The sequence below is a fragment of the Psychromonas sp. MB-3u-54 genome (genome assembly GCF_002836415.1).
Lineage (GTDB): Bacteria > Pseudomonadota > Gammaproteobacteria > Enterobacterales > Psychromonadaceae > Psychromonas.
This window is the reverse complement of the sequence record NZ_PJBP01000176.1, coordinates 46152-60322: the sequence shown is the minus strand read 5'-3', so window position 1 is coordinate 60322 and position 14171 is coordinate 46152. Positions and strand designations below refer to the sequence as shown.

The 14171-nt window shown below is 41.4% G+C and carries 13 protein-coding genes; 8 read left to right on the top strand and 5 right to left on the bottom strand.

Going from position 1 to position 14171, the window contains the following annotated elements:
• Positions 1-312: 312 nt before the first annotated feature.
• From galU to rnm, 4 genes are all read right to left on the bottom strand, one after another.
• Positions 313-1140 carry a UTP--glucose-1-phosphate uridylyltransferase GalU gene (gene galU, locus CXF72_RS15505; protein WP_101040313.1) on the bottom strand — a complete coding sequence of 276 codons (828 nt, stop codon included), beginning with the start codon at positions 1138-1140 and terminating at the stop codon, positions 313-315.
• A 166-nt stretch (positions 1141-1306) separates the two neighbouring features.
• Positions 1307-2191, bottom strand: coding sequence for a 23S rRNA pseudouridine(2605) synthase RluB (gene rluB / locus CXF72_RS15500; protein ID WP_101040311.1), 885 nt, complete (start codon positions 2189-2191; stop codon positions 1307-1309).
• 232 nt (positions 2192-2423) lie between these two features.
• Entirely contained in the window at positions 2424-3044 is a 621-nt protein-coding gene (locus CXF72_RS15495; RefSeq protein ID WP_101040310.1) for an L-threonylcarbamoyladenylate synthase, read from the bottom strand.
• Positions 3041-3916, bottom strand: a complete 876-nt coding sequence (gene rnm, locus CXF72_RS15490; protein WP_101040308.1) for an RNase RNM — start codon at positions 3914-3916, stop codon at positions 3041-3043. Before rnm ends, CXF72_RS15495 begins: the two co-directional genes overlap by 4 nt.
• A 734-nt stretch (positions 3917-4650) precedes the next feature.
• Between rnm and CXF72_RS15480 the strand changes: the two genes are divergently transcribed.
• From CXF72_RS15480 to CXF72_RS15445, 8 genes are all read left to right on the top strand, one after another.
• A complete protein-coding gene (locus tag CXF72_RS15480) occupies positions 4651-6333 on the top strand; it encodes an anthranilate synthase component 1 (protein ID WP_101040304.1) in 1683 nt (560 codons plus the stop codon).
• A 3-nt stretch (positions 6334-6336) separates the two neighbouring features.
• Positions 6337-6939 (top strand): aminodeoxychorismate/anthranilate synthase component II, encoded by a 603-nt coding sequence (locus CXF72_RS15475; protein ID WP_101040302.1) that lies wholly within the window; start codon positions 6337-6339, stop codon positions 6937-6939.
• Positions 6940-7962, top strand: a complete 1023-nt coding sequence (gene trpD, locus CXF72_RS15470) for an anthranilate phosphoribosyltransferase (protein ID WP_101040300.1) — start codon at positions 6940-6942, stop codon at positions 7960-7962.
• Complete coding sequence (trpCF, locus tag CXF72_RS15465) at positions 7956-9365, top strand: bifunctional indole-3-glycerol-phosphate synthase TrpC/phosphoribosylanthranilate isomerase TrpF (protein ID WP_101040298.1); 1410 nt, start codon at positions 7956-7958, stop codon at positions 9363-9365. The genes trpD and trpCF overlap by 7 nt, the downstream gene beginning before the upstream one ends.
• A 51-nt stretch (positions 9366-9416) precedes the next feature.
• Positions 9417-10604 carry a tryptophan synthase subunit beta gene (gene trpB, locus CXF72_RS15460; RefSeq protein ID WP_101040296.1) on the top strand — a complete coding sequence of 396 codons (1188 nt, stop codon included), beginning with the start codon at positions 9417-9419 and terminating at the stop codon, positions 10602-10604.
• A complete protein-coding gene (trpA, locus tag CXF72_RS15455) occupies positions 10604-11416 on the top strand; it encodes a tryptophan synthase subunit alpha (RefSeq protein ID WP_101040294.1) in 813 nt (270 codons plus the stop codon). The genes trpB and trpA overlap by 1 nt, the downstream gene beginning before the upstream one ends.
• Positions 11417-11493: 77 nt before the next feature.
• A complete protein-coding gene (locus tag CXF72_RS15450) occupies positions 11494-12063 on the top strand; it encodes a septation protein A (RefSeq protein ID WP_101040292.1) in 570 nt (189 codons plus the stop codon).
• Positions 12064-12065: 2 nt separating this feature from the next.
• The gene (locus tag CXF72_RS15445; RefSeq protein WP_101040290.1) at positions 12066-12365 is read left to right on the top strand and encodes a YciI family protein; all 300 of its coding nucleotides are present in this window, start codon (positions 12066-12068) and stop codon (positions 12363-12365) included.
• 65 nt (positions 12366-12430) lie between these two features.
• Here the strand turns inward: CXF72_RS15445 and dapD are convergent, their stop codons facing one another.
• The gene (dapD, locus tag CXF72_RS15440) at positions 12431-13459 is read right to left on the bottom strand and encodes a 2,3,4,5-tetrahydropyridine-2,6-dicarboxylate N-succinyltransferase (protein WP_101040288.1); all 1029 of its coding nucleotides are present in this window, start codon (positions 13457-13459) and stop codon (positions 12431-12433) included.
• Positions 13460-14171 lie beyond the last annotated feature (712 nt).

Sequence of the window (14171 nt, the reverse complement as noted above, 5' to 3'; positions counted from 1 at the left end):
CAAAATCCTACGAATTATGTAGAATATCAATAAATATATGCAACTATGTTGCATGGGCTTACACCACCACCTAAATTTACTCGCTTCTGCTCGCAAGACTTAGAGGGAGTACTTCGCCCGATGGATAGAAACTGCCTGTTCAGCTATTAATCAACGGCCCTTTTTGTAAAATCTTAATATGAATCCGATAACAATGAGTTGATCATTATTAAAGAAAAAAATCTCTGCAAAGATCAACGGGGAGTAGTTCAACCGCAAAGGGGCGTGCCTCTTTGCGGTTTTTAACGCTTAGTCTATTTGTAATTGAAGGCGTTATTTATCTTCGTACATATTTTCATAAACATAGTTCGTTGCTTCAATATATCCCGGTACACTGCCGCAATCAAAACGCTTGCCTTTAAATTTATAAGCCAGAACACAGCCCCTTTTAGCTTGTGTCAGTAAGGCATCGGTAATTTGTATTTCGCCACCTTTACCGGGAGTTGTCTCCTCAATAATATCAAAAATATCAGGCGTTAGTATATAACGGCCAATAATAGCCAAATTACTCGGTGCTGTGCCGGGCGCAGGTTTTTCGACCATATCATCAACACGGTAGATATCATCTTTGATCATCTCCCCTTTGATCACGCCATATTTGTGTATTTGATCGTCAGGCACTTCTTCAACGGCAACGATTGAACAACGGAATTGTTTATACAAATCCACCATCTGCTTTAAAACACCATTGCCTTCATTGATGCACAGATCATCCGCAAGCACGACAGCAAAAGGTTCATCACCAATCAACTCTTTACCGACTAAAATAGCATGACCCAGGCCTTTCATTTCGCGTTGACGGATATAAGTAAAATTTGCCTGATCCATGATTAATCGAATATCTTTTAATTTTTCTTCTTTAGGCGTGCCGGAAATCTCATTCTCTAATTCATAATTGAGATCAAAATGATCCATTAATGAATGCTTACCACGCCCGGTAACGATACTCATAGTTTTCATGCCGGCTTCCAGGGCTTCATCAACACCAAACTCAATCAGCGGTTTATTAACAATAGGCATCATTTCTTTCGGCATTGACTTGGTGGCCGGTAAAAAACGGGTGCCGTAACCGGCTGCGGGAAATAAACATTTTTTAATCATAGGATTCCTAAATAATACAATGGGTTAATATAATTACGGGCAATAACAACAATTTAGCATTAATAATTAAAGATAAAAACCTAATTTAGCAAAAATTAGCTTTTATTAAAAACAAAAAAAAAGCAGACCTAGGTCTGCTTTTTTTAAAATAGTTTTGCGTGCAGAATTAGCTGCGCGTACGGGTCTTAGTACGACGGCGTTCACCTGCTTTACGGTGCTGAGCATGTTTTTTTACCGCTCGACGAATACGTGCCTGCGGATTTGTAAATTTAGACTCTTTAGCCACATCGACCTTAACTTTTGATTCAGTCTCTTTAGGCATATCAACTAATTTACGTAAGTAGTTAACTTCCTTAAGATTAAGTTCATGCCAACCACCCTGCGGTAATTGCTTATTTAAGGTGATATTACCGTAACGTACCCGCATTAAACGACTAACCTGCAGCCCCTGACTTTCCCATAAACGGCGCACTTCACGTGTACGACCTTCGGTTAGAACAACATGGAACCAACGGTTAATTCCCTCACCACCAGATTCTTGAATGTCTAAAAATTTCGCTTCACCGTCCTCTAATTGAACGCCCATACGCAAGCGATTGAGTATCGCCTCGGTCACCTCACCAAAGATACGGACCGCATACTCGCGCTCAATTTGTTGGCTTGGATGCATCATTTTATTGGCAAATTCACCGTCGGTGGTAAACAGCAGTAAACCCGAGGTATTAATGTCTAAGCGTCCGATAGAAATCCAACGGGCACCTTTTAAGCTCGGTAAGCGTTCAAATACCGTTGTCCGCCCTTCTTCATCACTGCGGGTACAAATTTCACCTTCAGGTTTGTTATAGGCAAGAATTCGACACATCGCATTTTCAGGGGTTAGATTCTTGACGATATGCCCATCAAGACGAATAACCTGCACGTCGGTAACACGCTCACCTAAACCGACAACTTTTCCGTCGACACTGACCCGACCTTCCTGAATAACAACTTCCATTTTACGACGCGATCCTAAACCTGCTCGTGCTAATACTTTTTGTAATTTTTCACTCATTTTATATTCCTTGGGTAATTCTCATTATGCCAATACCGGTAGCGTTTTTTTTATTTCATTGTTTATCAGATCGTTTTATCGAATAAACAATAAAATTCCCCGCTGCCGGCAAACTTTTTTACTTTGTAATCAGTTGTTGCCGAATAATTCCGAAGCAACAATTCAGCTTGTTCATACTCGAATGACTGAAAATGCAAATTACTGCATCTTCAATCATTTGGGTATAATAATTTTATTGAAAGGGTGTTATATCCCCGGCGCCAATCCGTGCAATAACCACATCATCATCGGAAAAATCAATAACAGTGGTTGGCGACTCGCCTAAATAACCACCGGTCATAATTAAATCCACCTGATTGGATAATTTGTCTTTAATGTCTTCAGGATCAAATTCAGTACTGGTATTGCCAGGCAGAATCAAACTTGTGGTCATTAAAGGCTCACCTAACTCGGCCAATAATGCCAGTGCAATAACATTATCGGGAATGCGAATGCCGATAGTGCGTTTAGTCGGATTCATTAAACGTTTAGGCAAATCTTTGGTGGATTTGAAAATAAAAGTATAGGCACCCGGGGTATTATTTTTAAGCGCACGAAAGGCATGATTATCCACTCGTGCATAGGTCGCTATTTCCGATAGATCGCGGCACACCAAAGTGAAGTTATGTTTTTTATTTAGATCCCGAATTTGACATATTTTGTCCAAACCGTGTTTATTGTCCATTGTGCAACCTAATGCATAACCGGAATCCGTTGGATAAATAATCACTCCACCCTTTTTCAATATCTCTACAGCTTGCTTAATCATGCGAACTTGGGGATTTTCAGGGTGTACATAAAAAAATTGACTCATTGTATTTTTTCTTCTTTCGATACTAACGTTGCTGACAAATAACTTGGCCAATCAGCCCAAACGGGTTTGGCTGTCTCCGGTAAATGTAGCGCTTTACCGAGATCCCGCCAACGACCAACAAAATGGAAGTCACTGCCCTGTGAAGCGAGCAACTTATACTCATTACTCCAAATTGCAAGCTGTAAACGCATTTGTGGTGATTGTTGCCCCATTGCCACTTCCATTGCATCGCCGTTAAGCTGCTTAAATTCAGTCAATAAACGACGCATCCATTTGTTGGATAAACCGTAGCCATTAGGGTGTGCTAAGATGGCCTGCCCGCCGGCTTGATGGATAGCCCTTATGGCGCACTCCAAATCTACCCAATCATGGGGTACATAACCGGTATTTCCACGGCTTAAATATTTATCAAATACCTTTTGAAAGGTCGGTGCGACACCTATATCAACTAAATGACGCGCAAAATGTGCCCGCGTAATGGCACCCTCACCCGCCAAGGCCTTTGCGCCTTCATAAACATCGGGTATTTTCGCTTTTGCTAAGCGAGCTCCCATTTCAACAGCTCGCGCTTCACGTTTTTCTTTTTGCAGTTTGATAAGAGAGCTTAACCCCGAATGCGCCGGATCGATATTAACACCGACCACATGGATTTCATGATTTAACCAGTTGCTGGTTATCTCAATACCGTTAATCAGCGTGAGCTTAAGTTTATTATCAATAATGGTTTGCTGCGCTTCAGCTAACCCGTCAACCGTATCGTGATCGGTAATGGCTAATATGTTTACTTGACGATTTGCGGCCCGCACAACCAATTCTGTAGGCGTTAACTGCCCATCGGAAGCTTTTGTATGTGAATGAAGATCAATTAACATGAATATCCCAAAGGAGTGAACGCGAATAAACAACCATTAATATCAATCTCTAAAAATTCGCATGTGAATCAAATCCAGATAACAGTAATATCCTGAAAATTAGCATGTGAATTAAATCCAAATAACAGTAATATCCTGAAAATTAGCATGTGAATTAAATCCAAATAACAGTAATATCCTGAAAATTCGCATGTGAATCAAATCCAAATAACAGTAATATCCTGAAAATTCGCATCTGAATCAAATTCAAATAACGGTAATATCCTAAAAATTCGCATGTGAATAAAATCCAAATAACGATAACATTCTAAAGATTCGCAGATGAATCAAATCAAAATAACGATAACATCCTAAAAATTCGCATGTGAATAAAATCCAAATAACGATAATATCCTAAAAATCACCTTGACATTAATAGCATAATCGCAAAAGATGGTTGTCATAACTTTATGGAATACATGATATATGATTTTAACAACAATTTCTCTTAATGATTATTGGTGGCACTCATTCTCCTAAGCGAGCAATGAGGTTTTTTTATATTCGTATATTTTCCAAAAACCAAATTTTAAGCTCGCAATATGCGGGCTTTTTTTGTATTTGGGCATTAGCTTTTTAATCACATATTTGAGAACAAACATGGACAAGAACAATAAAATCCTTAAACAATCTTGGCGATGGCGGTGAAAAAAATCCATACCCCCTGTTAACAGATATAATTTTAAAGGATAAAAATGAATACTAATCATCCCATCGGCGTATTAAAAAGCCTTTCAGCAGACTGTGAATATATCAGTGACTCGCTCGGTTTATTTCAAACGTTCAGTGCCAATACAGACAATCATCTCTTATTCGATTCTGCCGAGATTGAAAGTAAAAACCATCTTAAAAGTTTAATGCTGATTGATGCCTGCATGAAAATAACCTGTCATGGTCTCACCGTCACACTCGAGGCGTTAACTGATAACGGTAAAGACCTGCTTACTTTTATCGCTCCACAATTTTCCACTCAAATAATCAGCCAACATTCCGCCCATCAATTACAGCTTGTTTTCCCAGTATCAGACTCCACTGGCGATGAAGATCAACGTTTAAAATCATTATCACCGGTAGATGCTTTACGTTTTATTGTTAAAGGCATTAAAACGTCCTCGCCTCATCAGCAGGCATTGTTTTTGGGCGGTATCTTTGCCTATGACTTTATCGCTACCTTTGAAGATTTAATGGCCGTGCCCGAGAGTGATAACATCTGTCCTGATTTTATGTTTTATGTCGCTGAAACATTAATGATTCAGAATCATCAAACTCAGAAAGGAGAATTAATCGCGTCGGTGTTTGGCGGATTATACTCCGATGAAAACGAGCAGCACCTGAACGCACGTTTAGAAGAAATACAACAACAATGTCTTGATTTTGAAACGGTCGATAGCCCGGTCATTCCCTTAACCGGGAAAGTCAGTACGGATGTTTCAGATCAAGATTATTGTTCTATTGTTGAAGAGCTTAAAGAATATATAGTAAAAGGGGATATTTTCCAGGTAGTACCTTCGCGCAGCTTTTCGCTTTCCTGCCCTGATCCGATTGCTGCCTATGCAAAACTTAAACAAACAAACCCAAGCCCTTATATGTTTTATTTAAAGGACAGTGACTTCACTCTGTTTGGCGCATCACCGGAAAGTGCGCTTAAATACACCCAAGCCTCAAATGATGTTGAAATTTATCCCATTGCAGGGACACGCAGACGGGGATTTAACCCCGATGGCAGCATTAACAAAGATTTAGACAGTCGTTTAGAGTTGGAATTACGTTTAGACCAAAAAGAAACCTCTGAGCATTTAATGCTGGTTGATTTAGCACGTAATGACGTGGCGCGCATTAGCGAACCGGGTACTCGACACGTAGCAGACCTGTTAAAAGTAGACCGCTACAGCCACGTGATGCACTTAGTTTCCCGCGTTATCGGTCAATTACGCAGGGATTTAGATGCACTGCACGCCTACCAGGCATGTATGAATATGGGTACCCTAGTCGGTGCGCCTAAAATCAGTGCGTCAAATCTGGTGCGTCAGGTAGAAAAAAAACGCCGTGGCAGTTACGGGGGTGCAGTCGGTTATATCAATGGCAGTGGTGATATGGATACCTGTATTGTTATCCGCTCGGCATTTGTAAAAAATGGTATCGCACAAGCGCAGGCAGGCGCAGGGGTTGTATTTGATTCAATACCCCAATCAGAGGCCGATGAAACACGCACTAAAGCCGCAGCGGTCTTAAATGCGATTGCATTGGCTCATGGTACAACACTTGCAGAAGTCTCTGTACCCGATGTCTCTGTACCCGATGCCTCTTTACCTGAGGACTCTTTGCCTGAAGTCGTTTCATCAAGCAAAATATCATCAACCGTAGCCCATGGAGAGTAAAAAATGGAGATAACTCAAAAACAAACACTCTTTTTTCTGGATAACTTTGATTCTTTTACTTATAACCTGGTTGATCAATTTAAGGCATTGGGTTATCCGGTAAAAATTTACCGGAATAATATACCCGCCAAACAGGTTAAAGCACATATTGATGCTTGTGAAAATGACCCGGTTTTAATTCTTTCACCCGGTCCCGGTACGCCAAGTGCGGCAGGCTGCCTGATTGAACTGATCGGTTTATGCCGAGGAAAAATTCCGATGATTGGGGTGTGCTTAGGCCACCAGGCGATCATCGAGCAGTATGGCGGCACAGTCGGTCAGGCGGATCAAATTATGCATGGCAAATCATCACTGATCGAACATTGCGGTGACCGAATGTTCAGCGGTTTAAGCCAGCCGCTTTCCGTTGCGCGCTATCATTCTTTAATTGGTACCTTTGTACCGCCATCGCTTGAGGTCGTGGCACATTTTAATGGCATGTGCATGGCTGTTTATAATGAAGCAGATAAAGTGATAGGTGTTCAATTTCATCCTGAATCTATTTTAACCTGCGAAGGTGCAAAATTATTAGAGAGCAGTTTAAATTTAGTTACGGGGAACAGTTAAATGAGTCCATTCAATATACATGACATTTTAGAGCAGTTATACGCCGCTAAATCACTGACCTGTGGACAAAGCCAGGCATTCTTTGAGCGGGTTGTTCAAGGGGAAGTTGATCCTATCATTTTATCTTCGGTGCTAACGGCATTAAAAATGAAGGGTGAAACAACGCAGGAGATTACTGGCGCCGCTAATGCTCTGCTTGCACAGGCAACACCTTTCCCGCGTCCCGATTATGACTTTACCGATATCGTTGGCACCGGAGGAGACGGTTTAGGGACGATTAACATTTCCACTGCCAGTGCCTTTGTTGCCGCTGCCTGTGGCCTAAAAGTGTGCAAACATGGCAGCCGCAGCGTATCCAGTAAATCCGGCTCGTCGGATTTACTGGCCGCTTTTGGTCTCAATCTGGATATGAGTGCGCAGCTTTCGCGCCGTTGTTTAGATGATTTAAATATCTGTTTTTTATTTGCCCCGCAATATCATGCGGGCATGCGTTTTGCAGCCCCAGTACGCGCCGCATTAAAAACGCGTTCAATTTTCAATCTGCTGGGTCCGTTAATTAACCCGGCTCGTCCCAAATTTGAACTGATGGGCGTGTATGCACCTGAACTGTTAAAACCTATTGCAGAAGTGCACAAACAATTAGGAATGAAGCGGGTTATGGTGGTTTACGGCAGTGGTCTGGATGAAATCGCATTGCATGGTGAAACCCAAGTGGCAGAACTGATTAATGGTGAAATTAGAGAATATACGCTAACACCGGAAGATTTTGGCGTTCAACATTACCCCGTCGAGGCAATTCTTGGTGGCACCCCCTCAGAAAATAAAGTGATCATTGAACAAATATTACAGGGTAAAGGCAGCGACGCACAGCAGGCGGCCGTGGCCATTAATGTTTCCGCTTTACTGGTCTTAAACGGTAAAGCCGATAACTTTAAAGAGGGTACAAAACAAGCGCTGGATATGATGTTAACCGGTAAACCATTACAACTATTAAAAGCACTTGCGGAGCTAAGCCAATGTTAAACGATAAAAGCCTAGAAGATACTATTCTCGGAAAAATTATAGCGGATAAGGTCGAGTGGGTAAAAGCGCGTCAGCAAATAGAGCCCCTGATAAGCTTCAAAGATAAAATTACAGAGAGCGATCGCTATTTTTATGAAGCATTGGATAAACCTGACACTGTCTTTATTTTAGAGTGTAAAAAAGCCTCTCCGTCAAAAGGGTTGATTCGAGAAGATTTTGATTTGGATCTAATTGCTGGTACCTACAAAAATTATGCCAGTGCAATCTCGGTGCTAACGGACGAAAAGTACTTTCAAGGTAATTTTGAATATATCAGTAAAGTTCGGGAGCAAGTCTCCCAACCGGTGATCTGTAAAGATTTTATTATTGATCCCTACCAAATTTACCTGGCACGCTATTATAAAGCCGATGCGATATTATTAATGCTTTCTGTTTTGAATGATGATGCTTACCGGGCTTATCGCGACACGGCACACAGTCTTAACATGGGGGTCTTAACGGAAGTCAGTAATGAGCATGAGCTGGTACGTGCCATTGCATTAAATGCAAAAATCATTGGCATAAATAACCGTGATTTACGTGATCTAAGTATTGATTTAAATCGTACTAAGGAACTGGCAGCTAAAATACCGGCAGACCGAATTGTCATTTCTGAATCGGGTATTTACAACCACAGTCAGGTTAAACAACTGAGTAAATATGCAAACGGTTTTTTAGTCGGCAGCGCAATTATGAGCCAACCTAATATTGATAGCGCTTGTAGAAGATTGATTTTAGGCAGTAACAAAGTTTGTGGTTTAACCCATCCGAGAGCAGCTGCAGATGTTTATAAAGCGGGCGCAGTTTATGGCGGTTTAATCTTTGTAGATAAATCGCCGCGTTTTGTGGATCTGGAGGAAGCGCGTTTAGTAATGCTCGGCGCGCCGCTATTATATGTGGGTGTTTTTCAAAATGAAGAGCCTGAATTAATCAGCTATACCGTTAAACACTTAGGACTCGCCGCAGTACAATTACACGGTGATGAAAACCCAAAATATATTAAAGTGTTACGCGCTTTATTACCGGAAAAATGTGAAATATGGAAAGCCCATGGTGTGAGTGACAGTTTACCCGAGTTTGAAAAGTTTAATGTTCAAAAGCACCTGCTGGATACTCGAATCGGTGGACAAACAGGAGGAACAGGCAGAGCCTTTGACTGGGCCCTGCTGGCAACTCTAAGCAGTGAAATTAAAAGTAAAATAATACTGGCCGGTGGTTTAACCCCTGAAAATGCACAGCAAGCCTGTTTAATAGGCTGCGCAGGGTTAGATTTCAATTCAGGTGTTGAATCTGCGCCCGGCAAAAAAGATCCGCTAAAATTAAACGCCGCATTTTCAGCAATAAGACATTACCTGCAGCGCTAAAAAAATATTCCAAGGTGGAGACACCTTGTATAAAATAAAAGGTTCATAAAAATGGAAAAACTAAATCCTTACTTCGGTCAATTTGGCGGCATGTTTGTCCCCCAAATTCTGGTCCCCGCATTAAAACAGTTAGAAGCTGAATTTGTAAAAGCACAGACAGATCCTGAATTTTTGGCAGAGCTGTCTGAATTATTAACCGAATATGCCGGTCGTCCGACGCCCTTAACATTGTGTCGCAACCTGACTAAAGGTAAAAAAACCAAACTTTACCTTAAACGCGAAGATCTGCTCCACGGGGGTGCACATAAAACCAACCAAGTGTTGGGACAAGCATTACTCGCTAAACGCATGGGTAAAAAAGAAATTATTGCAGAAACCGGGGCCGGCCAACACGGTGTTGCAACGGCATTAGCCTGTGCGTTACTGGGGCTTAAATGCCGTGTGTATATGGGCGCTGTGGATTGTGAACGTCAAAAACCCAATGTATTCCGTATGCGTTTAATGGGCGCGGAAGTGATTCCGGTGCATTCCGGTTCATCAACATTAAAAGATGCCTGTAATGAAGCATTACGTGATTGGGCGGGCAGTTATGATACTGCGCACTATTTATTGGGCACCGCGGCTGGCCCGCACCCTTTTCCAACTATTGTACGCGAATTCCAGAAAATAATTGGCGAAGAAGCAAAGCAGCAGGTATTGAAAAAAGAAGGTGTGTTACCCGATAAAGTGATTGCCTGTGTGGGCGGAGGCTCTAACGCGATCGGCATATTCAATGATTTTATAGATGATCCAACGGTTGAATTAATTGGGGTTGAGCCGGGAGGACACGGTATTGAAACAGGTGAGCACGGTTGTCCTATTTCCTATGGTTCAAAAGGTATCTTTTTTGGAATGCATTCCTTAATGATGCAGGACAAACATGGTCAGGTTAAAGAATCTTATTCAATTTCTGCCGGACTTGATTTCCCATCCGTTGGCCCGCAACATGCGCACCTCGCCGAAACGGGACGCGCTCAATATGTTTATGCCACCGATGACGAAGCTCTGGACGCTTTTCAGGCTCTGTCTTTAAACGAAGGTATTATTCCCGCCCTTGAGTCGGCACACGCATTAGCACATGCTTTAAAACTGATTAAACATGATGATAAGGAGCAAATCATTATTGTTAATTTATCCGGGCGCGGCGATAAAGATATCTTTGCCGTGGCTGAAATTTTTGAAGAAAGAGGAACTCTCTAATGAGCAAACGTTATCAAGCTTTATTTGCCCGCCTTAAAACTGAAAATAAGGGCGCTTTTGTTCCTTTTGTGACTGTGGGTGATCCAAATCGTGCCCTCTCTCTGAAAATAATTGATACTTTAGTTGATGCCGGTGCGGATGCATTGGAATTAGGTATTCCCTTTTCAGATCCTGTTGCCGATGGCATTGTTATTCAAGAGGCCTCCGTTCGGGCTTTGGATGCCGGTGCGACACCCGATAGCTGTCTGGAAATAATTGCGGAAATACGTCATAAACATCCGACCATTCCCATTGGTTTATTATTGTATGTAAACCTTGTTTATCGTAATGGTATTGAAAATTTTTATGAACGTTGTGCTAAAGCGGGTGTCGATTCTATACTGATAGCAGATGTGCCGCTTGAAGAAAGTGCTCCGTACCGTGCTGCGGCTGAGAAGTTTGCCATTAACCAAATATTTATAGCGCCCCCCAATGGCGATCAGGAAACATTACAAAAAGTGGCTGAATATGGACAGGGTTATACCTACTTATTAAGTCGCGCAGGGGTTACCGGCGGACATGCAAAAGCAGGCATGCCGGTTGGCAATATGTTAGCTACATTAAATAAGTATCATGCACCACCGTCGTTACTGGGTTTTGGTATTTCCACACCTGAGCAGGTACGAGAAGCGATAAAATTGGGTGCTGCCGGCGCAATTTCAGGTTCAGCAGTGGTTAAAATTATCGAAAAAAGCTTAGATAATCCTGATAAACTGCTGTTCGAAATGCATAAATTTATCAGTAAAATGAAAGCCGCCACCGATAAAAAATAAACTGCTGAAAGTGCAATGCTTACTTTAGAGTTACTTTTTATAGAGTGACTTTGTACTTTTTTATAATAGGAAAAAACATGAAACAATTTTTTGAATTTATTCCACTGATTATCTTTTTTGTGGTCTTTAAGACGACCGATATTTATATCGCAACGGGAGCCTTAATAGTCAGCATGGGGTTATTGCTCGCTTTAAACTATTACAAAAACGGTAAAGTTGAGAAAATGCAGGCTATTACCTTTGGTATGGTGCTGGTATTTGGCACCTTAACAATTGTTCTGCACGATGACGTATTCATTAAATGGAAAGTCACCGTAGTATACGCCCTGTTTAGTGTCGCTTTACTGGTTAGCCAGTTTTTCTATAAAAAGCCAATTATCAAACAGATGCTGGGCAAAGAAATCAGCCTGCCCGCCAATATATGGAATAATCTGAACAGCGCCTGGGCAGTATTTTTTGCCGTATTATCAGCGCTCAATGTTTATGTTGCATTCAGTTTGTCACAGGAGACTTGGGTTAATTTCAAAGTATTCGGCTTATTGTCAGTCACCCTTGTATTTACGCTTTTAAGTGGCATTTATATCTATAAATACTTACCTGCACCGGCAGAAAAAAAGATTTCCAGCAATAAAAATCCAGAGGAATAAAAATGTTATATGTTATTTTTTCACAAGATGTGGAAAACAGTTTAAGTTTACGCCAACAGGTACGCCCCGCACATGTTGCACGCTTACAACAATTAAATGAGCAGGAGCGGTTAATTGTGGCAGGTCCGATGCCCGCGATTGACAGTGAAGATCCGGCTGATGCAGGTTTTAGCGGCTCGACTATTATCGCGGAGTTTGACAGTTTAGAAGCAGCACAAAACTGGGCGGATGCGGATCCTTACGTGGCCGCAGGCGTCTATAAAAAGGTCATAGTAAAACCCTTTAAAAAAGTATTACCTTAGCTTATAAAAAAAGGGACTCAATGAGTCCCTTTCTTATTTTCATATAAAATATTTACTATAAAAATTTAGTTCGAATGCAGCATACTGTTCAATTCAACCGCGCTTTTATTCGCTAAACATTCAATCTGTCCGGTCATTGAATTACGGCGGAAAAGCAAATCATCTTTATTGGCAAGTTCACGCGCCTTGACATAACCCGCTTCTTTACCTTCATTATCAAGCATTTTTACTTTTGAGCCAGCTGTTATGTATAATCCAGACTCGATAGTGCAGCGATTACCAAGTGGAATCCCCAAACCTGCATTAGCCCCTAATAAACTGTTTTCTCCGATCGTGATGACCATTTTGCCACCGCCACTTAAGGTCCCCATAATCGATGCACCACCACCGATATCAGTGCCTTCACCAACCATAACACCCGCAGAAATTCGACCTTCAACCATGCTGACGCCAGCCGTGCCTGCATTGAAATTGATAAAACCTTCATGCATCACAGTGGTGCCTTGGCCCACATGCGCGCCCAAACGTACACGAGAGGTATCGGCAATACGTACACCACTTGGTACAATGTAATCAACCATTTTAGGAAATTTATCCACACAATCAACGGTGAGTGTTTCACCCTTTAAACGCGCCTCTATCTGGCGGTCAGATAATTCAGGAAGATCTATTGCGCCTTTGTTGGTCCAGGCAATATTATGCAGGATACCAAAAATACCATCTAAAACTAAACCATGGGGTTTAACTAAACGATGCGAGATAAGCTGCAGCTTCAAATACCCTTCAGCGACACTTTGCGGTGCATCATCTGTTGCCAGAATAACTAAGACTAAAGGTTGGCTTGATTTTTCCGCTGCTGTTGCAAAATCAGCATTTGCGCTGTCATTAGCGCCATTAAAAGCAGCCGCTAAATATTCGGACATTTCAGCTTTTATTTCAATAACTTGATTACCCTGCTCATAGCCTGTAATAGCACCGATAACAGAAACCAGATCATCACTTGGATTCAAGATTGGGTTAGGAAAGAAAGCTTCAATAATTTTTTGATCGCGGTTTTTTGTGGCAGTACCTAAAGCAAGTGCAAAAGTCGACATTAATATAACTCCGTTTTAAAAATTCAATATAGTGTTTTATTAAATCATAATCAAGATGCGGATTACAGATTTATCCCCAATCACTTGCAGATGCACAAAGCAGCAGTTTGGGTACATGCAAAAACCGACCAAAAAGTGTTCAGTTTAGTCCACCGCTTAACGGTGTGGTGAGGTGTGGTTTTAGAATGCAGAAAGAAGACTTTTCTGGCTAACAAAGCTGAGATAAAACAGTGATTATAATAATAGAAAAGTGATCAGGGGTGTCACTCGATTGTGCAGTTTTTAACTTTAAAGATGGCACGAAACTTTCCGGCTTTTCGTATCAATTAAGGTATCTTCATTGCTTCAAATAGTGGATGAAAAGGCTATTTTTTTAAAAAAACTGTCATTATTTGAATTTAAAGCAAGTAAAATTTCATGTCAAAGCCGCAACAAAAAACGGCGGAATCGAGTGTAACTGTTTTACGTTTCACTAAACGGAGGGGTATTTAACTGCCCGGCTAAACACCACAAAGGTTCGACGAGCGATGCATTTCATCGGTTTTATACGCTTGCAGGTATTTAAATTGCCGCTCACCCGCAAAGAGGTAATCGGCAATCATTTAATATCATTTTTTGCTTCGCTATAATTACCCTCTAAGCATATTTAATACTGCAGCAAAAAATTTGAATGTACACTGCATCGATGCTCAGAGGCGTTGTAAACGCTAAT